The 20313-nt window shown below is 68.7% G+C and carries 16 protein-coding genes, 1 other RNA gene and 1 pseudogene; 5 read left to right on the plus strand and 13 right to left on the minus strand.

Features of this window, described 5'->3' with window-relative positions:
* Positions 1–8: 8 nt before the first annotated feature.
* The 3 genes from yicI to OHU89_RS20485 are packed head-to-tail and all read left to right on the plus strand — an operon-like array spanning position 9 to position 6233.
* Complete coding sequence (gene yicI / locus OHU89_RS20475) at positions 9–2258, plus strand: alpha-xylosidase (RefSeq protein WP_405644820.1); 2250 nt, start codon at positions 9–11, stop codon at positions 2256–2258.
* Complete coding sequence (locus OHU89_RS20480; protein ID WP_046260942.1) at positions 2258–3268, plus strand: LacI family DNA-binding transcriptional regulator; 1011 nt, start codon at positions 2258–2260, stop codon at positions 3266–3268. The genes yicI and OHU89_RS20480 overlap by 1 nt, the downstream gene beginning before the upstream one ends.
* Before the next feature lie 58 nt (positions 3269–3326).
* On the plus strand, positions 3327–6233 hold the full coding sequence (locus tag OHU89_RS20485) for a glycoside hydrolase family 3 C-terminal domain-containing protein (protein ID WP_405644821.1): 2907 nt from the start codon (positions 3327–3329) through the stop codon (positions 6231–6233).
* Positions 6234–6324: 91 nt separating this feature from the next.
* Here OHU89_RS20485 and OHU89_RS20490 read toward each other — a convergent pair whose 3' ends face one another.
* The 4 genes and pseudogenes from OHU89_RS20490 to OHU89_RS20505 all read right to left on the minus strand — a co-directional run bounded on the left by OHU89_RS20490 (position 6325) and on the right by OHU89_RS20505 (position 8815).
* Positions 6325–7560, minus strand: coding sequence for an RNA-guided endonuclease InsQ/TnpB family protein (locus OHU89_RS20490; RefSeq protein ID WP_405644822.1), 1236 nt, complete (start codon positions 7558–7560; stop codon positions 6325–6327).
* 279 nt (positions 7561–7839) lie between these two features.
* Complete coding sequence (locus OHU89_RS20495) at positions 7840–8070, minus strand: hypothetical protein (protein ID WP_405655108.1); 231 nt, start codon at positions 8068–8070, stop codon at positions 7840–7842.
* Positions 8071–8519: 449 nt separating this feature from the next.
* Positions 8520–8672, minus strand: a pseudogene (locus OHU89_RS20500) (DUF4232 domain-containing protein); the annotation flags it as partial.
* Complete coding sequence (locus OHU89_RS20505; protein ID WP_405655110.1) at positions 8642–8815, minus strand: hypothetical protein; 174 nt, start codon at positions 8813–8815, stop codon at positions 8642–8644. The pseudogene OHU89_RS20500 and the gene OHU89_RS20505, both read right to left, overlap by 31 nt.
* Positions 8816–9058: 243 nt before the next feature.
* Between OHU89_RS20505 and OHU89_RS20510 the strand changes: the two genes are divergently transcribed.
* Positions 9059–9496 carry a hypothetical protein gene (locus tag OHU89_RS20510; protein ID WP_405644824.1) on the plus strand — a complete coding sequence of 146 codons (438 nt, stop codon included), beginning with the start codon at positions 9059–9061 and terminating at the stop codon, positions 9494–9496.
* A gap of 1123 nt (positions 9497–10619) precedes the next feature.
* Here the strand turns inward: OHU89_RS20510 and ssrA are convergent.
* From ssrA to ftsE, 5 genes are all read right to left on the minus strand, one after another.
* Positions 10620–11007, minus strand: a transfer-messenger RNA (tmRNA) gene (gene ssrA / locus OHU89_RS20515).
* Between the two features lie 98 nt (positions 11008–11105).
* Positions 11106–11648, minus strand: a complete 543-nt coding sequence (smpB, locus tag OHU89_RS20520) for an SsrA-binding protein SmpB (RefSeq protein WP_266899558.1) — start codon at positions 11646–11648, stop codon at positions 11106–11108.
* 58 nt (positions 11649–11706) lie between these two features.
* Complete coding sequence (locus OHU89_RS20525) at positions 11707–12876, minus strand: S41 family peptidase (protein WP_405644826.1); 1170 nt, start codon at positions 12874–12876, stop codon at positions 11707–11709.
* A 67-nt stretch (positions 12877–12943) separates the two neighbouring features.
* Entirely contained in the window at positions 12944–13861 is a 918-nt protein-coding gene (gene ftsX / locus OHU89_RS20530) for a permease-like cell division protein FtsX (RefSeq protein ID WP_405644828.1), read from the minus strand.
* A 34-nt stretch (positions 13862–13895) separates the two neighbouring features.
* On the minus strand, positions 13896–14585 hold the full coding sequence (gene ftsE, locus OHU89_RS20535) for a cell division ATP-binding protein FtsE (RefSeq protein ID WP_030780423.1): 690 nt from the start codon (positions 14583–14585) through the stop codon (positions 13896–13898).
* A 231-nt stretch (positions 14586–14816) separates the two neighbouring features.
* On the opposite strand from ftsE, the gene OHU89_RS20540 reads away from it, so the two are divergent.
* Positions 14817–15008: a hypothetical protein gene (locus tag OHU89_RS20540; RefSeq protein ID WP_307029951.1), complete on the plus strand. Its 192-nt coding sequence runs from the start codon at positions 14817–14819 to the stop codon at positions 15006–15008.
* A gap of 96 nt (positions 15009–15104) precedes the next feature.
* On the opposite strand, the gene OHU89_RS20545 is transcribed toward OHU89_RS20540, so the two are convergent.
* The 4 genes from OHU89_RS20545 to OHU89_RS20560 form a co-directional block, all read right to left on the minus strand.
* Positions 15105–15716, minus strand: a complete 612-nt coding sequence (locus OHU89_RS20545) for a hypothetical protein (protein WP_405644830.1) — start codon at positions 15714–15716, stop codon at positions 15105–15107.
* 289 nt (positions 15717–16005) lie between these two features.
* Positions 16006–17109 (minus strand): peptide chain release factor 2, encoded by a 1104-nt coding sequence (gene prfB / locus OHU89_RS20550; RefSeq protein WP_266891651.1) that lies wholly within the window; start codon positions 17107–17109, stop codon positions 16006–16008.
* An 82-nt stretch (positions 17110–17191) separates the two neighbouring features.
* Positions 17192–18430 (minus strand): serine/threonine-protein kinase, encoded by a 1239-nt coding sequence (locus OHU89_RS20555; protein ID WP_266891649.1) that lies wholly within the window; start codon positions 18428–18430, stop codon positions 17192–17194.
* Between the two features lie 133 nt (positions 18431–18563).
* Positions 18564–20186: a serine/threonine-protein kinase gene (locus OHU89_RS20560; protein ID WP_405654583.1), complete on the minus strand. Its 1623-nt coding sequence runs from the start codon at positions 20184–20186 to the stop codon at positions 18564–18566.
* Positions 20187–20313 lie beyond the last annotated feature (127 nt).

Genomic DNA, 20313 nt, shown 5'->3' on the forward strand with positions numbered 1-20313 from the left:
CCCCCCACATGAAGTTCACCGACGGTTACTGGCTGCTGCGCGAGGGCGTCACGGCGGACCACCCCGCCCAGGTCCTCGACGTCACCCCCACCGAGTCCGGCCTGGAGATCCACGCACCCTCCCGGCCCATCCTCAGCCGCGGCGACCTGATGACGGGACCGGTCATGACCATCAACGCCCACACGCCGATGCCGGACGTCGTAGGCGTCACCTTCACCCACTTCGAGGGCGAACAGCCCACCGGCCCCGCGTTCGAGCTCAGCACGGACAACCCCGCCGCACAGATCTCCTACGACGACGACCACGCGACCCTGACCTCCGGCGACCTCTCGGTCCGCTTCGCCACCGAAGGCCCCTGGCACCTCGACTTCCGTGCCCACGGCCGTGTCCTGACCAGCAGCGGCCACAAGAGCATGGGCATCATGCGGGACGCGGCCGGCGGCCACTATCTGCGTGAGCAGCTCAACCTCACGGTCGGCACCAGCGTCTACGGTCTCGGCGAGAGATTCGGCCCGCTGGTCAAGAACGGCCAGGTCGTCGACATCTGGAACGCCGACGGCGGCACGACCACCGAACAGGCCTACAAGAACGTCCCGTTCTATCTGACGGACGCGGGCTACGGCGTCTTCGTCGACCACCCGGGCAAGGTCTCCTTCGAGGTCGCCTCGGAGGCGGTCTCCAGGGTGCAGTTCAGCGCGGAGACCCAGGAGTTCACGTACTACGTCATCTACGGTCCGACGCCGAAGGACATCCTCCGCAAGTACACGGCCCTGACCGGCCGCCCGGCCCTCCCGCCCGTCTGGTCCTTCGGCCTGTGGCTCTCGACCTCCTTCACCACCTCCTACGACGAGGAGACGGTGACCTCCTTCATCGAGGGCATGCGGGAACGCGAACTCCCGCTGTCCGTCTTCCACTTCGACTGCTTCTGGATGCGCGAGCACAACTGGTGCGACTTCGAGTGGGACCCACGGGTGTTCCCGGACCCCGAGGGCATGCTCAAGCGGCTCAAGGAGCGCGGGCTGCGGGTCTGTGTCTGGATCAACCCGTACATCGCCCAGCGCTCCCCCCTCTTCGCGGAGGGCAAGGCGCTCGGGCATCTGCTGAAGCGGCCGGACGGCAGGATCTGGCAGTGGGACCTCTGGCAGCCGGGGATGGCGATCGTGGACTTCACCAGCCCGGCGGCGCGCGAGTGGTACGCGTCCAAGCTGGTGGGGCTGCTCGCGCAGGGCGTCGACTGCTTCAAGACCGACTTCGGCGAGCGGGTGCCGCTGGATGTGGAGTGGTCCGACGGCTCGGACCCGGAGCGGATGCACAACTACTACACGTACCTCTACAACCGCACCGTCTTCGACGTCCTGCGCGAGCACCGGGGCGAGGAGGAGGCGGTCGTCTTCGCCCGGTCGGCGACGGCGGGCAGCCAGAAGTTCCCGGTGCACTGGGGCGGCGACTGCGAGGCGACGTACGAGTCGATGGCGGAGTCACTGCGCGGCGGACTCTCCCTCGGCCTCTCGGGGTTCGGGTTCTGGAGCCATGACATCGGCGGCTTCGAGGGCACGCCGACGCCCGAACTCTTCAAGCGGTGGCTGGCGTTCGGGCTGCTGTCCTCCCACAGCCGGCTGCACGGCAGCTCGTCGTATCGCGTCCCGTGGCTCTTCGACGAGGAATCGGTCGACGTGCTGCGGCACTTCACCCGGCTCAAGCTCCGGCTCATGCCGTATCTGTACGAGGCCGCCCGCACCGCCCACACCGAGGGCGTGCCGGTCATGCGGGCGATGGTGCTGGAGTTCCCGGACGACCCGGGGTGCGCGCATCTGGAGCGGCAGTACATGCTCGGCCCCGATCTGCTGGTGGCGCCGGTGTTCAGCGACTCCGACGACGTCTCGTACTACGTCCCCGAAGGCACCTGGACCCACTTCGTCAGCGGGCAGACGGTCACCGGACCGCGCTGGGTGCGCGAGCAGCACGACTTCCTCAGCGTGCCGCTGCTCGTGCGGCCCGGTGCGGTGATCCCGGTCGGCGCGGTGGACGACCGGCCCGACTACGACCACGCCGACGGGGTGACCCTGCGGGCCTACGGCCTGGAGCGGGGCGCCCAGGTGACGGTACGGGTCGGGGACGTGGCCTACACCGTCGTACGCGAAGGGGACACGCTGCGGGCCTCGTGCGGCGCCCCTTCGGCGCCGTGGGCGCTGGCGGCCGGGGAGCGGGTCGGGCGGGCGCAGGCCGGGACCGGGTTTCTCACGGTGGAGCTGGGCTGATGGTGAAGATCACTGATGTGGCCCGGCACGCCGGCGTCTCCCCCAGCACCGTCTCCTACGCGCTCAGCGGCAAGCGCCCGATCTCCGAGGAGACCCGGCAGCGCGTCGAGGCGTCCATCCGCGAACTGGGCTACCGGCCGCACGCGGGCGCCCGGGCGCTGGCCAGCAGCAGATCGAACGTGCTGGCGCTGGTGGTGCCCTTACGCACCGGGATCCACGTCCCGGTGGTGATGCAGTTCGCGGTGTCGGTGGTGACGACGGCACGGCGCTACGACCATGACGTGCTGCTGCTGACGCAGGAGGAGGGCGAGGACGGGCTGCGCCGGGTCGCCGACACGGCACTGGTGGACGCGATGATCGTCATGGACGTCCAGCTCGACGACCCCCGGCTGCCGTTGCTGCGCTCGCTGGAGCGGCCGTCGGTGATGATCGGGTTCCCGGCCGAGGCGGACGGTCTGACCTGTATCGACCTCGACTTCAAGGCGGCCGGCGAGGCGTGCGTGGAGCATCTGGCGCGGCTCGGGCACCGGGTGGTCGCGCTGGTCGGGTCGCCGCCCGAGGTGTACGTCCGCCAGACCGCGTTCGCCCAGCGTGTGGTCCAGGGTTTCACCGCCGCCGCGGACCGGGGCCGGCTCGCCTCCTCGGTCCACCCGTGCGAGGCCTCGCCCGCCGCCGCCCGCGAGGTCGCCGAGCAACTGCTGCGCGAGCAGCCCGCGCTGACCGGGGTCGTCGTCCACAACGAGGCGATCCTCGAACCCCTCATCGACGCCTTCGAGCAGCTCGGCCTGCGCGTCCCCGCCGATCTCTCCGTCACCGCCATCTGCCCCGACGAACTCGCCGGGAACCTCCGCGTCCCCGTCACCTCGGTCGCCCTGCCCTCCGCCGAGGTCGGCACCCGGGCCGTGGAGCTGCTGATGAAAAAGCTCGACCACAAGACGGTGCCCGAGGCCACGCTGCTGCCGCCCCGGATGACGGAACGCGCGAGCACGGCGCCGAGGAACGCCCCCTGAACCCCACAGATGCCCTGTATGCCCGTAGATGCAAGGCCCTACTCGAAGGAGCCGTGACATGAAAGGCAGCAAGAGACGTAGATCCACACTCGTGGTGGCGCTGGCCCTGATCGCAGGGCTCGGCGCCACTGTTCCCTCCCACGCCGATACGCCGTACCCCTTCCGCGACCCCTCCCTCACCGTGGACCGGCGCGTCGACGACCTGCTGGACCGGCTCACCCTCGACGAGAAGATCTCCCTTCTCCACCAGTACCAGCCCGCCATTCCCCGCCTCGGCATCGAGTCCTTCCGCACCGGCACCGAGGCCCTGCACGGCGTCGCCTGGCTCGGCGAGACCACCGTCTTCCCCCAGGCCGTCGGGCTCGCCTCCACCTGGGACCCGGCCCTGATGGAACAGGTCGGCTCGGCGGTCGGCGACGAGGCACGCGGCTTCCAGCAGGAACGCCCGGCCGGCTGGGGCCTCAACCTCTGGGCACCCGTGGTGAACCTGCTCCGCGACCCGCGCTGGGGCCGCAACGAGGAGGGCTACAGCGAGGACCCCGAGCTGACCGGCGCGCTGTCGACGGCGTACGGCGAGGGCCTGACCGGCGGCGACCCCGACCATCTGAAGACCGCGCCCACCCTCAAGCACTACCTCGCCAACAACAACGAGTGGCACCGCACGACCACCTCCTCCGACCTGCGCCCGCGCGTCGCGAAGGAGTACGACGAGGCGGCCTTCAAACCGGCGATCGAGGCGAACGCGGCGACGGGGGTCATGTCCTCGTACAACCTGGTCAACGGCCGCCCCGCGACGGTGAATCCGGACCTGGACGGCGTCGTACGGAAGTGGACCTCCTACGACCTCCTGAACGTCACCGACGCCTTCGCCCCGGGCAACCTCCCCGGCGACCAGAAGTACTACCCGAGCGTGACGGAGGGCGACGCCGCGGCCATGAAGGCCGGCATCGACAGCTTCACCGACAACGACGCGAACTCCTCGGTGACGACCGGAGCGATCAAATCCGCCTTGCAACAAGGCCTGTTGAAGGAGTCGGACGTCGAGGAGGCCGCCGGGCACATCCTGTCCGTGCGCGTCCGGCTCGGCGAGTTCGACCCGGGCGGCGGCAAGTACGGCTCGATCGACAAGTCCGTCATCAACAGCCCCGCCCATCAGAAGCTGGCACGCAAGGCGGCGACGGAAGGTGCCGTGCTGCTGAAGAACCAGACGGGCACCCTGCCCCTGAAGAAGTCCGCGAAGGACGTCGCCGTCGTCGGCCCGCTCGCCGACACCCTCTACACCGACTGGTACTCGGGCACGCTCCCCTACGCGGTCACCCCGGCCGAGGGCATCGCGGCCAAGCTCGGCACCGCCGTCACGACCAATGAGGGCGTCGACCGGATCGCGCTGAAGAACGCGGAGACGGGCCGTTACGTCACGGCGGGCACGGACGCGGACGGCGAGCCGCTCAAGGAGACGTCGGCCTCGGACACGAGCGCCCAGTTCGACGTCTTCGACTGGGGCGCGGGCATCGTCACCCTGCGCTCCGCCGCCAACGGCAAGTACGTCGGCTACAACTGGGCGAACTTCGTCAACGACCAGGTGCAGCCGAACGGTTGGTACGTCCAGCAGCAGTTCCAGCTGGAGGAGCAGACGGACGGCACATACCTCCTGCGGTACGCCGGATACGAGACCGAGGAGCCCTGGTGGGCCAACCCCGTCTACCTCGGCCCGACCGGTGCGGACGGCACGCTCGGCCTGGTCGCGAAGGACGCCGCCGCGCACTACACGAAGGACGTCGTCCGCAGCGGTGTCGACGAGGCCGTGGCCGCGGTCAAGGGCAAGGACAACGCGGTGGTCGTGGTCGGCTCCAACCCGTCCATCAACGGCCGCGAGGCCCACGACCGTACCGACATGGGCCTGGCCCCGGCGCAGGAAGCCCTGGTCAGGGCGGTCAAGGCGGCCAACCCCCGGGTCGTGGTGATCGTCGAGAACAGCTACCCGACCACCCTCGGCGCCCTCCAGAAGGAGGTCCCGGCCGTCCTGTGGACCTCCCACGCGGGCCAGGAGACCGGAAACGCCCTCGCCGACCTCCTCTACGGCGACGCCAACCCCTCGGGCCGCCTCACCCAGACCTGGTACCGCTCGGAGTCGGACCTCCCGTCGATCCTCGACTACGACATCATCAAGTCCGACCGCACCTATCAGTACTTCAAGGGCAGCCCGCTCTATCCCTTCGGCCACGGGCTCTCTTACACGTCCTTCCGCTACGGCGACCTTCGGAAGTCGGCTGACGGCTACGAGGTGAAGGTCACCAACACCGGCAGCCGCACCGGCGACGAGGTCGTCCAGCTCTACGCCCACCAGCGCGTCTCCCGCGACAAGCAGCCCCTGAAGCAGCTGGAGGCCTTCCAGCGGGTGACGCTGAAGCCGGGCGAGACGAAGACGGTCAGGCTGAAGCTGGCGAAGAAGGACCTCGCGCACTGGGACGTCACGCGCTCCAAGTGGGTGGTGGAACAGGGCACCTACGACGTCCTCGCCGGCTCCTCCTCCGCGGACATCCGCACACGCACGACCTGGCAGGTGTCCGGCGAGACGATCCCGGCCCGCGACCTCTCCCGCACGACCCGCGCCGAGAACTTCGACGACTACGACGGCACGCGTCTCGTCGACGAGTCGAAGGAGCGCGGTACGGCGGTGGGGGTGACGGCCGACCGGGCGTGGCTGAAGTACGGGGACGCCCGGCTCGGCTCGGGCGCCTCGAAGTTCACGGCCCGCGTGGCCGGCGCCTCCGGCACGGTCGAGGTCCGGCTGGGCTCCCCGACCGGCACCCTCGCCGGTACGGCGGCCTTCGCCGGCACCTCGTCGCCGTACGCCTACGAGACGGTGACCGCCGACCTCTCGCGCGCGGCGAAGGGCCGTACCGACGTCTACCTGGTGCTGAAGGGAGAGGGCCTGCGCCTGGCGACGTTCGGTCTGCGCTGACCTGAACGACGCGTGTGCCCATGTCGAAGCTCGAACAGGGGAGGGACCGTAGAAGCTTGAATGCTCCCCTCACTGCGAGGGGATTCCTGGCTCAGGCTGCCTCCTGGAGCGGCGCTCCAGGAGGTCTTACGCCCTCTTCACCAGCCGGGTCCAGACCTGCCCGGACGAGCATTACGCGCGCGGAGTTCTTGTCCCTGGGAGAGACAAACCCGCATGCGGTGCAGGTGTAGGTGCGTTCCGACAGCGGCAGGGCGTGCTTGGCTCTCGCTCCGCACCGGCCGCAGTCCATGGTGGTGTGCGCGGGATGGACGAGGCGTACGTCCCGCGCATGCTTGCGGCCCATCTCCAGCAGGGCCTTCTTGGTGGCGCCGATCGCGGCATCGGCAGCCTTCCGGGCCATGTTCGTCTTGGCCAGAAACTTCGGCTTGAAGCCCTCCACCGCGATCACGTCATGGTCGCGTACGACCTTCTTGGCCCACTTACGCGCATGGTCCTGCCGCTGCCGGGCGATCTTCTGGTACGTCTTCGCCCGCCATTGCTTCGCCTCCCGGTATCCCTTCGAGGCCGCCTGGCCCTTCTTCGGCTTGCGGCAGGCCATCATCCGGTCGTACCGGGACAGTTTCTGCCGGGCCTTCCTGCCGTGCTCGGGGTGCGGGAGGTCGTGGACGTCGCTCGTGGTGGTCGCGATCTCTTTCACACCCCAGTCGACGCCGAGCACCCGTCCAGTGGGAGGCAACGGCTGGACTTCGGCTGGGACGACGAACGAGGCGTACCAATGGCCGACGCTGTCCCGGTACACACGGACCGAGGACGGCTCGGCGGGCAACTGCCGCGACCAGACCACGGACACCATGATTCCGCCCGCCAAGTGCAGACGGCCATCCTTGAGGCGGAAGCCGCGACGGGTGTAATTGAGCGTGAGATCAGCCTCGCGCTTCTTCTTGTACTTCGGCATGCCAGCCCGCTGATGTACCGGCTTGCGTTCTTTGATGTCCTTGAGCGACTTCGCGCGGGACTTGCCAAAGTCGCGAATCAGCTGCTGCTGCGACACCGAGGAGCCCTGGGCCAGCCACGGGGTAGCGGCGCGGGCTTCGATCAGCATCCGGTCCAGCCGTGCCGGGCCGCACTCCTCCCCATCCCGGTGTGCCTTCTTTGAGCGGGCAACGCACTCGTTCCACACCCATCGGCACCGGTCCCACTCCGCCAACAGCCCTGCCCCGGCCACCGAGGACACGCGCAGTCGGTAGGTATACCTGGCACGCCCGGCCTCCGCAGCCGCCCTTGCCTGCGCCACACTCCACCCCCATCGCGAACCCGGGCGAGACATTGCAACATCCCGAACCTCGGTAAGGACCGTATGTACGAGTGACGCACTCATGTACCCGAATCACGCAGCTATCACCCCAACCAGGGATCACGGGAGCGTACGTTCGCTTCGGCATCGGGCAGCAATACGCGCCCGCCGCACCCTGAATCGGACACAGCGACGCTCCGTTCTGCACGGTGCACCCTCGCTGCAGACGTAGACGAGGTGTCATAAGGAACTGGCGAACAGGTTGTCAAAATGGGGCTGCACACCCACAACGGACGTGTCCGCCATGGTGGTTCAGGAAGTGGACGAGTCCTCCGTGAGGAACTGCCGCACGAGCGTCCCGGGGTTCCGCGCGACCTGCCACAGCCCGGCCCCGAGCAACAGCACACTGCTGACGAAGCAGACCCAGAACACGAACTGGGCGCCGGTCGCGAGGTTGTGGGTGCTGCCGTCCTCGTAGAGGCAGTACGCCAGCGGGGGGGAAACGCCTTGGAGACGCCGACGCCTCCGTAGCGCATGGAGCACGGGTCCTTGAGCGCGTAGTCCGCGCTCACGACCAGCAGCCGGGCCACTGCGGCCACCGGAACCGTCAGGAACACGGTCACCTTCGCCCAGGTCGGCAGCCGGGGATGGGCGAAAAGCCCGTTCAGTACGATCAGTACGACGACGTACACCGCAACGACGGCAACGGCGGCTGTGGTCTCCTCCATGACCTCGTCCAGAAGCCAGACCAACCCGGCCACCGGGGGTGCGGTGAGGGCGAGGCCTTGATGGCGGGCGCGACCCTCGGACGGCCGAGCAGGAGCAGCACGACCGCAGAGGCAAGGACGACGAGGGGAGCGGTCACGGGGAGGGGGCGCGGCCGTCGGCCGGGCGGGGTCGGTGTCGGCGCCTCGATACGTCTCGTCGATCTTCCACAGCCCCACGCCGAGCTTCCCCGTCGTCCCGAGGTCCAGTTCCGGGACCACCATCACGGGGTCGGAGCCGGACTTCGCCCGCACGCGGACGTACGGCACGTTCACCAGGTCGTCGACACCGGCCTCGGTCGTGTTCCGCCACGCGAGGGTTGCCTGAGCGGCCTCGCCGACCTGAAGGGTCACAGCCTTCGGGCTGCCGTCCCCACCCACGGCGGTGCTGATCTGTTCCGTCCCAGGAGGGTCCGTACACCGTCGACGTATTCGTGCTCCTCGTCGAGGAGTTGGAGCTTCGGGTATCCGTCGAGCCGATACGGCTGGGTACCGCAGTCCGCGCGGCACCGGTCGGCTCCCATCCCATGATTTGGGCGATGATTCGGTCCGGGATTCCCGGCAGCGACTCTCCCTCAATCCGACATCTCACACATCCAGCCCCGTCGCTCCGCTCCTGCCACCCGTCAGGCTCAGGGCCGTGCGGCCCGAGGCGGACCCAGGATCGACACCAAGCCGACGGCTTGACCGGCCAGCAATATCAAGAGACGATCTACCGTCGATGACCTGGGCTCATCCGCTTACCCATTGGGGGGTTCTCGATAAATATGCGCAAGAACCGAGTAATCACGCTACTAGCAGCCAGTGCACTCCTTACGGGTGGCTCCCTCACATTTGGGGCAAGCAGCGCAGCAGCCGCACCCGACTTCACCTTCGAGAAGTGCGGAGTCGTATCAAATGGCGGTTTCTGCATCGCCGTCTATACCAACGGCACCTATTCCGGCATCGCGATCTGGCAGGCAGATCCGCTAGGCGAAGATCCGGGGGATTCGATGCGCGCCGCGGACTACTATGGAGACGGTTGGGGCGTGAATGCCATTCTCGAGTCTCCTTACCGCCTTGCAAGCACCGATGGACACGCCGCTCCCTATAAGACCGGCTGGAAGTCTGGCGACTTGACGGAAGGAACCTCCGTCAGGATGAGAATTTGCATGCACCAAGATTTGAACAGCGTCTGTTCCCCGTATTACTCGGGCCACGCGTAGCGAGACGACGTACTGACCGTGAGACGGCCCGTCGGTTTGATGGCGGGCCGTCTCACCGTGTTCGACGGCAGCGAGCTTTGCGGAGACCGCAGCTCCCTACAAGCGGATCCCCGTCGACACCAGCTACGTCAAGTTCCGCGAGCGCAGCGGCCAGCGACGTCTCGTCGCCACCGCCCCGCGCCCAGCGCCCGTTCGAGCTGTTCCCGCTCCACGGCCTCACCCCCGGTCGGGATCCTGCTGTACAACAACGCAGTACAACCCCAGTAACCACCAATGACCGGCACCAGCCCTCACGACCCTCCCTCCAGCCTGTATGGCCTCCAATGACCGATCTCTCCAGAGTTACGGATCAGAGGCGGCGAGATCGTCACGGGTCCGCCGCCACGGGTTGCTCTGGTCGACGAAAACTCTGGATAGCGTCGCTGCGGCCGGTGGGGGCGCAGCGAGACATACGCGCGCGCCTGATCGGTCGACGCACCCACCTTCGCGGCTGACTGTCGTCAGCTGGGGCTCAGACCTCAGGACCGAGCTTCCGCCCGGGGGTTCTCCGTGGCGAATGGGTCGTGCCATTCACGCGCCAGATCCTGCGGGGAACCACGGGGAACTGCGGGGACCGACCGCAGTTCAACCTGAGCACCGATATCGGCCCGCTGCGGGTCAGCGCAGCAATCACCGTCAGAAATCCGAGCTTCCCAAGTAGGTAGAGGGTCTTGGGCCCTTGTCGGTCCGCCCAGGACCGACCGCCTCCGCCGTCTGCGTGACGTGCTCGACCCCGACTCCCGTACGGAACCCGAAGGGAAACCTGAAGGTCACTGTGTAAGTGGCCGCTTCCACCTCTGAGTTGGTCGCCACAAACTCGGCGGAGAGACCAGCCGTGCAGCCGGTGATCTTCACGGCTTCGTGCGCCAGAGAGTCCGACGCACATGACGCATCGGCACTGCCCTGACTCCCGGCCCCCTAATGACCACACACGGCAAAAAGCAGAACACCAGTGAGGACGGCGGGAACTGCGCGCGAAGCGATTGGCACCCACCAAGCATGGCAATGGCCCCGCCACTCGAAAGCAGCGAGACCATTGCCACTGTGATCAATTAAAAAAACATGGGGTTGTCCCCGGAGGGACGAGTGGAGATGGCGGGAATCGAACCCGCGTCCAACGGTGCAGAATCAGGGCTTCTCCGTGTGCAGTTCGCTGTGATTTTCTCGGCCCCGGCGATCACGCGAACAAGTCGCCGACGGGCCCAGTCACTGTTTGATTTCCCATCGAACCCCGTGACCGGGCTCGATGGTTTAGTTCCCTAGATTATGCCAGGATCCGGGTCGGGAACACTCCCGGGCTGACACCCGTTATGGGCCTCCACTCACTGCTTATTAGGCAGCGAGGGCGAAGGCGCGGGAATCGCTCTTGTTAGTGGCGATTATTGGTTGCGACATATGGTTTACGAGATCATTGCCGCTTCCTCGACACGCTTCCCCTGCTTCGACATCCGCTGTCGAAACCGATCATCCCCATGTTGTTTTTTCAATCCCCTCCGGAGAGGGGTGCGCACCTTCGCTGAGGTGCAGTACCCATCGTACGTGACCAACGCACCGGGGTGCCAGCCTATTCCTACTGGCCCCGCTGCTTCCGCTTCGCCGCCGCGATCGCCCGGTCCGACTCCCGCCGGTCCTGCTGCTCACGCAGGGTCTGCCGCTTGTCGTACTCCTTCTTTCCTCGCGCGAGCGCGATCTCGGCCTTGGCCCGGCCGTCCTTGAAGTACAGGGCGAGGGGCACGATCGTGTGACCCGTCTCCTGGGCCTTCGACTCCAGCTTGTCGATCTCCTCGCGGTGCAGGAGCAGCTTGCGCTTGCGGCGCACGGAGTGGTTGGTCCAGGTGCCCTGGTGATACTCGGGGATGTGGGCGTTGTGCAGCCACGCCTCCCCCTGGTCGATCTGGACAAAGCCGTCGGTCAGCGAGGTCCGTCCTTCGCGCAGCGACTTGACCTCGGTGCCGCTCAGCACGATGCCGGCCTCGTAGGTGTCGATGATCGCGTAGTCGTGCCGGGCCTTCTTGTTCTGGGCGACGATCTTGCGCTTGCCGCCCTTCTCGCCGTCCCGGCCCGTGGCGGCCGTCCCGCCCTGCTTGGGCTGGGACTCCTTCGGTACGTACATTCCCTTGCTCATAGTGCTGCCCATTTTCGCACTACGGAGGGGGTGTGCGGGAAGTCGTTTACGACGGGGGGCCCAATCCGCCCAGGACCGTCTCCGCGCGCTCGATCACCTGCTGGTCGGCGTCCAGGTCGGGGGTGATGCCCGTGCCGTCGACGCCGCGCCCGGACGGCGTCCGGTAGTGCCCCACGGTCAGCTCGGCCACCGACCCGTCGGGGAGCCGGCTGGGCATCTGCACCGAGCCCTTCCCGAAGGTGCGGGACCCCACGACCACCGCGCGCCCCCGGTCCTGCAACGCACCCGTGAGCAGCTCGGCCGCGCTCATCGTGCCGCCGTCGACGAGCGCGACCAGGGGTCTGGTGGTGTCGCCGCCGAGGTCGGCGTGCAGGGCCTGCTGGGCGCCGTCGACGTCGTAGGTGGCGACGAGGCCGCCGTCGAGGAAGGCGGAGGCGGCGGTGACGGCCTCGGTGACCAGGCCGCCGGAGTTGCCGCGCAGGTCGAGGATGATGCCGGAGGCGGCGGGGGCCTGTCGTACGGCGGTGCGGACGGCGTCGCCGGAGCCCTTGGTGAACGAGTCGATCTTGATGACGGTGATCCCGCCGGCGAGCTCTCGAACGGTGACCGAGTCCGTGGACAGTCGGGCCCGCCGCACCGTCTCGTCCCACGCGCGCGTGCCCCGCTCCAGCCCGAGCGTGACCGCCGTACCGGCCGCCGCGTCGGTGGCGTCACCGCGCAGTAAGGAGACCACCTCGGTGACGGGCCGCCCGTCGACCTTCCGCCCGTCGACACTGCGCAGCCGGTCTCCGGCCCGGATCCCGGCGACCGCCGCGGGCGACCCGGCGCGCACCTTGGTCACCTCGATCCGCCCGCCCCGCTCCCGCCGCGCCCACAGCCCGACGCCGGTGTACCGCCCGTCGAGGGCCTCTTCGAACTCCTCGTACTCCCCCGGCGAGTAGACGGCACCCCACCGGTCCCCACTACGGCTGACGGCCCGCTCAGCCGCCTCCACGGGCGACTTCCCCGCGGCCATGGCCTCGGCGGCGGCCTCGGCGACATTCTCCTGCCGCCCGGCCGGCACGGCCGAACCGCCCCTGTCCTGCGTGCCTTTCCGGTCGGCCTCGGGCAACGACCCGGTCGCGGCCCCCGCCACCAGCACACTCGCGAACACCAACGTCAGAGCCGCCCCGCGGCCGATGCGACGGGGCTGACAGAACAGGTCTCGGCCTGACATGCGGGTGAGTCTAGGACAACGCGAAGGGCCGCACGGTCGGTTGCCCGTACGGCCCTCTTGGCATGTGTCACACCTTCAGGTACTTGCGCAGCGCGAAGAACGCCGCCAGTGCCGGCATCAGCAGGCTTGTCGCCAGGATGAGGGGGAGTTTTGTCAGTACGGCGTCCCAGCCGATGAAGTTGATCAGGTTGAGCTTCTCGGACAGGGCCAGGCCGTGGTCGATGATGAAGTAGCGGGCGACCACCAGGAATCCGCAGGCGACCGCGCCTCCGATGAGCCCGGCGACCGCGGCCTCCATGATGAACGGGGCCTGGATGTAGAAGCCCGAGGCGCCGACCAGGCGCATGATGCCGGTCTCGCGCCGTCGGCTGAACGCGGAGACGCGCACCGTGTTGACGATCAGCATCAGGGCGACGACCAGCATGAGCGCCATCACCGCTCGCGCGGCCCAGTTCATGCCGTTGAGAAGGCCGAAGAGGTTGTCCAGGATGCCCTTCTGGTCCTGCACGGACTGCACGCCGTCCCGGCCGTCGAAGGCGGTCGCGACGACCTGGTACTTCTCCGGGTCCTTCAGCTTGATGCGGTACGACTCCTGCATCTGGTCCGGCGTGAGGGAGGCCGCCAGCGGGGAGTCGCCGAACTGCTCCTTGTAGTGCTTGTACGCCTGGTCCTGGGTCTCGTAGGTGACCTTCTCGACGACCGACATCTTTTTGATGTCGGAGAGGATCTCCTTCTTCTGGTCGTCGGTCACCGCGCCCTTGGCGCAGTTGGGGTCGGACTCGGCGTCGCTCTTGTTGCAGAGGAAGACCGAGACGTTGACCTTGTCGTACCAGTAGCCCTTCATGGTGCTGACCTGATCGCTCATGAGGAGCGACCCGCCGAACAGGGCGAGTGACAGGGCGACGGAGACGACGACGGCGAAGGTCATCGTCAGATTGCGACGGAGACCGACACCGATCTCGGACAGTACGAACTGGGCGCGCATGGCGTCTGGTTGGGCCTTTCCGTGGACTGTGCGGTCAGTGCTGGTAGCCGTAGACGCCGCGCGCCTGGTCGCGAACGAGGCGGCCCTGCTCCAGCTCGATGACGCGCTTGCGCATCTGGTCCACGATGTTCTGGTCGTGCGTCGCCATCAGCACGGTGGTGCCCGTCCGGTTGATCCGGTCGAGCAGCTTCATGATGCCGACGGAGGTCTGCGGGTCGAGGTTGCCGGTGGGCTCGTCGGCGATCAGCAGCTTGGGCCGGTTGACGAAGGCCCGCGCGATGGCCACGCGCTGCTGCTCACCACCGGACAGCTCGCCCGGCATCCGGTCCTCCTTGCCGCCGAGCCCGACGAGGTCGAGCACCTGCGGCACGGACTTGCGGATCTCGCCGCGCGACTTGCCGATGACCTCCTGCGCGAAGGCCACGTTCTCCGCGACCGTCTTGTTCGGCAGGAGCCGGAAGTCCTGGAACACCGTCCCCAGCTGGCGGCGCATCTGCGGCACCTTCCAGTTGGAGAGGCGTGCGAGGTCCTTGCCCAGGACGTGCACCTGGCCGTGGCTGGTCCGCTCCTCGCGGAGCACCAGTCGCAGGAAGGTGGACTTTCCGGAGCCGGAGGACCCCACGAGGAAGACGAACTCGCCCTTCTCCACTTCCAGGGACACATCCCTGAGTGCGGGGCGGGTCTGCTTGGGGTAGACCTTGGAGACGTTGTCGAATCGGATCACGGATGCACCACGGTTAGCCGGGGGTAGATGAGCGTGACCATACGCGACCGGGGTGTGCGGGCGCAGGCACCGGTTGCGGTTGCGTGCTGGATGTGCCTTTTGTGTACCTGCTCAGGGGGTCACTCCGAGAGCGCTCGAGCCGTTTCCGGAGGAACCTGGCACAGTGGAGGGGGAACGTTCCGGACCCGGAGAGCGTTCTGTAGTAGGAACCGGCACTAGGAGGGCGAGCGCATGACGTACGACCGGCTGGTGTGCGCGAACTGCGCCGCGCCCGTGAATGAGGGCCGCTGCCCCGTCTGCCGCGCGAACCGTGAGCGGCTCACCCAGGACAACCTGTTCGGCCAGCTCAACCCCATGACGCTGATCGCTCTGCTCGCGGTGCTGATCGCGGCGCTGGCCCTGCTGGCCCACCAGACCGCGTAGGCGCCCGTACGGAACGCCCGAGGGGCCCGGAGCGATCACTCGCTCCGGGCCCCTCGTCGTACGCCATGCACACCTGTCGTGTGCGCGGGGTCACCGTCAGGCTGCGGCACCGCCGCGGCCGCCCACGAGGCGCGGCAGGATGCGGAAGCCGATACCGCCGGCGATCATCGTCGCGGCACCGATGACCAGGAACGTGGTCTTGTCGTTGGCACCGGTCTCGGCGAGTTCGGCGCCGCCGCCCTGGGCCGACGTGTCGGTGGAGGTCTCCGAGCCGGTGTCGGTCAGGGACGAGGAGCCCTGCTGCTGGGCGGAGGTGTCGGAGCCGCCGTCGGGGTTGGTGTTGTTGCCGCCCCCGTTGTCGTTGCCACCGTCGTCGTTGCCGCCGCCGTTGTTGCCGTCGTCGGTCGGGTCCGCGGTGGGCTCGTCCGTCGGGTCCTCGGAGGGCTCCTCCGTGGGCTCGGTGGGCTCGTCGGTGGGGTCCTCGGTGATCGGCGGCTCTTCCGTGGGAAGGTCCGTCGGGAGGTCGGTGGGGACCGTGTCCGTCGGCGTCGGGTCCGGAGACGGCGACTCCTCGCCGCACAGGATGCCGAGCAGGCACTCGTCCGTCTCGGCCGCGGAAGCGGCACCGGCGGCGGTCAGGGAGGCACCGGCCGCGATCACGGCGCCGGCGGCTATGCGCGCGATCCGGATGCGCGTCTTCTTGGTCATAAGGTTGCTACCCCCAGTAGCTCATCGTCAGTGAGGCGGCGCTCGGGGGCCGTGATCGACGGGGGTGGCTGCGTGCGAGTCCCCCGGTTCACATGCGCCCCAGAGATACGCATGCCGCGCTTCACCCTTCCCATTTTTCAAAGCAACGTCAAGGCCGTTGCGTACGCGATGTCCGGGTAAGGGTTCTTTGCCAGGGGATGGAGTCTGTGAGTGTGACGTAAAACCCAGACATCCGGGCACAGAAAAGGCAACTACCGCCGTGGGGGCAGTAGTTGCCTTGTCGACAAACTTACTTCTCCTGCTGCTTGCGCCAGCGAATTCCGGCTTCGAGGAAACCGTCGATCTCGCCGTCGAGCACGGCCTGCGGGTTGCCGACCTCGAATTCGGTGCGCAGGTCCTTGACCATCTGGTACGGGTGCAGGACGTACGAACGCATCTGGTTGCCCCAGGAGCTGCCGCCGTCCTTGAGGGCGTCCATCTTCGCCCGCTCCTCCTGGCGCTGCCGCTCGAGGAGCTTGGCCTGCAGCACGTTCATGGCCGTGGCCTTGTTCTGGATCTGCGAGCGCTCGTTCTGGCAGGAGACCACGATGCCGGTGGGGAGGTGCGTCAGCCGGACCGCGGAGTCCGTCGTGTTCACGCCCTGGCCGCCGGGGCCCGAGGAACGGTAGACGTCGACGCGCAGCTCCGACTCGTCGATCTCGACGTGGTCGGTCTGCTCCACGACGGGAAGGATCTCCACACCCGCGAAGGAGGTCTGGCGGCGTCCCTGGTTGTCGAAGGGTGAGATCCGGACGAGCCGGTGGGTGCCCTGCTCGACGGAGAGCGTGCCGTAGGCGTACGGCACCTGTACGGCGAAGGTGGTCGACTTGATGCCGGCCTCTTCGGCGTACGACGTCTCGTAGACCTCGGTCTTGTAGCCGTGGCGCTCGGCCCAGCGCAGATACATGCGCTGGAGCTGCTCGGCGAAGTCGGCGGCGTCGACGCCACCGGCCTCGGCGCGGATGTTGACGAGCGCCTCACGGGCGTCGTACTCACCGCTCAGCAGCGTCCGGACCTCCATCTCGTCCAGCGCCTTCTTGACGGCGGTGAGCTCGGACTCGGCCTCGGCACGGGTGTCCGGGTCGTCCTCCTCCTCGGCCATCTCGAAGAGCACGGAGAGATCGTCGATCCGCCCGCGCAGCGCCTCGGCCTTCCTGACCTCGGCCTGCATGTGGCTGAGCTTGCTGGTGATCTTCTGCGCCTCGTCCGGGTTGTCCCACAGGGACGGCGCGGCCGCCTGCTCCTCGAGCACGGCGATGTCTGCCCTCAGCTTGTCGAGGTCCAGAACGGCCTCGATCGACTCCATGGTCGAGGAGAGGGACTTGAGCTCTTCGGATACATCGACGACTGCCACGCCTCCAGCCTAACGGCTGTGGCAACCGACCAGCGCCGAGCGGTATCGCGGCAGGAAACCCGGCACATCCCCCCACCCACCGTCACGGAGACGCAGGTGCCGAGTTCTTCGTGTCCTGGGGAGTCCCCGCGTCGTCCCCGGAGGTCGCCGCCCATGTGCCCACCCCGGCCGCCGCCACGAGCACCACCGCGGCGACGCTCACCACGACCCGGCGCCTACGCGTCGCGGCCCGGTTGCGCGCGGAGCCAGGCCGAGGCGCCCCGGCCGCCCGCGGCACCCGCGCCGTCCCTCGCGCGCCTCCCGCCAGCTCGTCCGGCGCCGGCACCCTCATCGACGTATGCGTGTCCCGGTTGGAGTCGGCCGGCTTCGCCCCCGGCACCAACGGCACCGCACCGCGCCGTACCGGCGCCGAGGACGCGGGCTGCTCCGACGGCGCCTCGTACGGCTCCTCCTCGTCGTCCTCCGCGTCCGGCTCGTCCACGTCCAGCGGCGCCATCCCGACCAGCAACGGCAGCAGCTCCCGCAGCCGCGCCCCCAGCTCGGAGGCGCGCAGCCGGGAGGCCGGCGCCTTGGCGAGGCACTGCACGAGCAGCTGCCACAGCTCGTCGGGGATGCCGGGGAGCGGCGCCACGGTCTCGGTCACATGGCGTCGCAGCACCGCGCCCGGGTGTCCGCCGCCGAAGGGCGTGAAGCCCGCCAGCAGCTCGTACAACACCGTCGCCAGCGCGTAGATGTCCACGGCCGCGCGCGGCGGCAGCCCCTCCACGATCTCCGGCGCCAGATAGTCCGGCGTGCCGATGATCTTCGTGGCACGGGTGCGGCGCGGGGTGTCGATAAGCTTCGCGACCCCGAAGTCCGTCAGCAGCGCGCGGTGCGAGCCGCCGGGTCCCAGGGGGCCCTGCATGTCGAGGAGTACGTTCTCCGGCTTGACGTCCCGGTGCACGACGCCCGCCGCGTGGGCCGCCGCCAGCCCGTCCGCGATGTCCGCGACGATCGCCACCGCCGCCTCGGGCGCCATCCGCTTGTCCCGGTCGAGCCGGGTGCGCAGGTCGGTGCCGCGGACGAGGTCCATGACCAGCGCGAGGTCGTTGCCGTCCACCACCAGGTCGCGGACCGAGACGATGTTGGGGTGCTCGAGCCCGAGCAGTGCCGTGCGCTCCTGCACGAACCGCCCGACGAGCTCCTGGTCGGACGCGAGGTCCTCGCGCAGCAGCTTGACGGCGACGGGCCCCTCGGGCCCCTCACCCAGCCACACCGTGCCGGCACTGCCCCGCCCCAGGATCTGGTTGGCGGTGTACCGGCTGCCGATCTTCCGTGCCAAGGCTGCTCCTACAGACGCGTGTTGGCGACAAAACTACGCGTCCGACGAGCCCACCTTCACCGTGGAGGCGGAAATCACCCGCCAGGTGTCGACAAATCTCCAGAGTCGCCACCGATCCGGCGGCCCGCGGGGGCTACTGGCCGCCGGAGCTGCCGCCCAGATCCCCGATCCACCCGGACACCGTGCCGATCCAGTCGCCGATCTGGTCCCAGTAGCTCTTGCCCGTGCCGATCCAGTCCTGCAGCGGGCTCAGCTCCCAGATCAGCCAGCCCGCGACAAAGAGGATGACGATCGTGAACAGACAGCCCTTGAGGCAGCCGAGACCCGGGATCCGCATCGGGCTGGAGCTGCGCTGCCGCGGCTGCCGGGGCTCGCGCTGGGGCTGCTGCGGCTGCTGGGGCGGTGCGTACCGCTGCGGCTGGGGCTGGGGTTGCGGCGGCGGTGCGTACCGCTGGGGCTGCTGTTGCTGCTGCGGATGACCGCCGTAGCCCTGCTGGGGTTGCTGAGGCTGTGGGCGCTGCTGACGCTGCGGCGGCTGCTGCGGGCGCGCGACCTGCCGCTGGGGGCGGCGGCGCAGCGGGTCCTGGTTCGGGTCGAGGTACTGGACCTGCGTCTGCTCGTTGCGGTCGCGGGCCGCGCGCAGCTGGTTCTGCCAGGGGTGCGGGTCCTCGGGTCCGCCCTGTCCCTGCTGACCCGGCTGCCCGGGCGGCACCGGCGGCAGGACGGCCGTCGGGTCGGCGGCGCCCACGTGCGGCAGGACGTTGGTCGCGGCGTTCGGGTCGTACGCGCCGGCGCCGTGCGGCAGCACCTGGGTGGGGTCGGCGGAGCCCGGTACGGCCGCGGGGGCCGGGTCGGGCGCGAGGAGAACCGCGACGTTCTCGGCGGCGGCGATCTGCGCGGAGTTCGCGTGCACGCCCACGCCCTCGGCGACGACCCGAAGACCGCGCGCGAGGTTCTCGGCGCTGGGCCGGTCGTCGGGGTTCTTGCGCAGACAGCGCTCGATGATCGTCCAGAGCGGGTCGGGGACCGTGGAGGGGCGGCGCGGCTCGGAGCTCAGGTGCTGGTGGAGCACCTCCAGGGCGGAGCCGCCGGAGAACGGCGGGCGGCCGGTGACCAGCTCGTACAGCAGGATGCCGGCGCCGTAGATGTCGACGGCGGAGGTCTGCGGGCGGCCCTCGGCGGACTCGGGGGCCACGTACGCGGGCGTGCCGACGAACTCGTGGGTGCGGGTCAGGCCGGGGGAGTCGGCGAGGCGCGCGATGCCGAAGTCGGTGAGCAGCGGGTGCATCTGGCCGCCGTGCTGCTTGAGCAGGACGTTGGCGGGCTTCAGGTCGCGGTGGACGACGCCGTCCGCGTGGCTGGCGGCGAGCGCGTCGGCGATCTGCGCGGTGAGCAGGGCGGCGCCGACCGGGCTGAAGGGGCCGTTCTCGCGGAGGTAGCGGTGCAGGTCGGGGCCCTCGACGAGGTCCATGACCAGGGCGAGCAGATCGCCCTCGACGACCAGGTCGCGCACCCGCACGATGTTCGGGTGGGTGAGCCGGAGCAGGACGGAGCGCTCCCGCAGGAACCGCATCACGATGTCCGGGTCGCTCGCGAGCTCCTCCTTGAGGACCTTGATCGCGACCGTCTCGCCGGCCTGCCCCTGCACGGCGGCCTCGGCGCCCGCGGCCTCACGCTGGCGGGCTCGCCAGACGGTCCCCGTGGCACCGCGTCCCAGCGGCTCCTCGAGGAAGTACTTGCTGCCTACCGGCCGCACGTCATGCGCTCCCTGCTGCTTGCCTGTGTTCCGGTCCACTGTAGTGCCGTCTCCCTGAGCACTACGTAGGCGTTGCGAAGCCTGTTCGCAGGAAAGACGCCCGACTCGGTCTCCTGGTTGCCGGAGC

This window comes from Streptomyces sp. NBC_00019, assembly GCF_045041015.1.
GTDB lineage: Bacteria > Actinomycetota > Actinomycetes > Streptomycetales > Streptomycetaceae > Streptomyces.

Coding starts and splice junctions, on each gene's coding strand:
- yicI (WP_405644820.1), top strand. CDS start 9: ATGAAGTTCACCGACGGTTACTGGCTGCTGCGCGAGGGCGTCACGGCG.
- OHU89_RS20480 (WP_046260942.1), top strand. CDS start 2,258: ATGGTGAAGATCACTGATGTGGCCCGGCACGCCGGCGTCTCCCCCAGC.
- OHU89_RS20510 (WP_405644824.1), top strand. CDS start 9,059: ATGCGCAAGAACCGAGTAATCACGCTACTAGCAGCCAGTGCACTCCTT.
- smpB (WP_266899558.1), bottom strand. CDS start 11,648: ATGTACGTACCGAAGGAGTCCCAGCCCAAGCAGGGCGGGACGGCCGCC.
- OHU89_RS20505 (WP_405655110.1), bottom strand. CDS start 8,815: ATGGGAGCCGACCGGTGCCGCGCGGACTGCGGTACCCAGCCGTATCGG.
- ftsX (WP_405644828.1), bottom strand. CDS start 13,861: ATGCGCGCCCAGTTCGTACTGTCCGAGATCGGTGTCGGTCTCCGTCGC.
- OHU89_RS20540 (WP_307029951.1), top strand. CDS start 14,817: ATGACGTACGACCGGCTGGTGTGCGCGAACTGCGCCGCGCCCGTGAAT.
- OHU89_RS20485 (WP_405644821.1), top strand. CDS start 3,327: ATGAAAGGCAGCAAGAGACGTAGATCCACACTCGTGGTGGCGCTGGCC.
- OHU89_RS20525 (WP_405644826.1), bottom strand. CDS start 12,876: ATGTCAGGCCGAGACCTGTTCTGTCAGCCCCGTCGCATCGGCCGCGGG.
- OHU89_RS20545 (WP_405644830.1), bottom strand. CDS start 15,716: ATGACCAAGAAGACGCGCATCCGGATCGCGCGCATAGCCGCCGGCGCC.
- OHU89_RS20490 (WP_405644822.1), bottom strand. CDS start 7,560: ATGTCTCGCCCGGGTTCGCGATGGGGGTGGAGTGTGGCGCAGGCAAGG.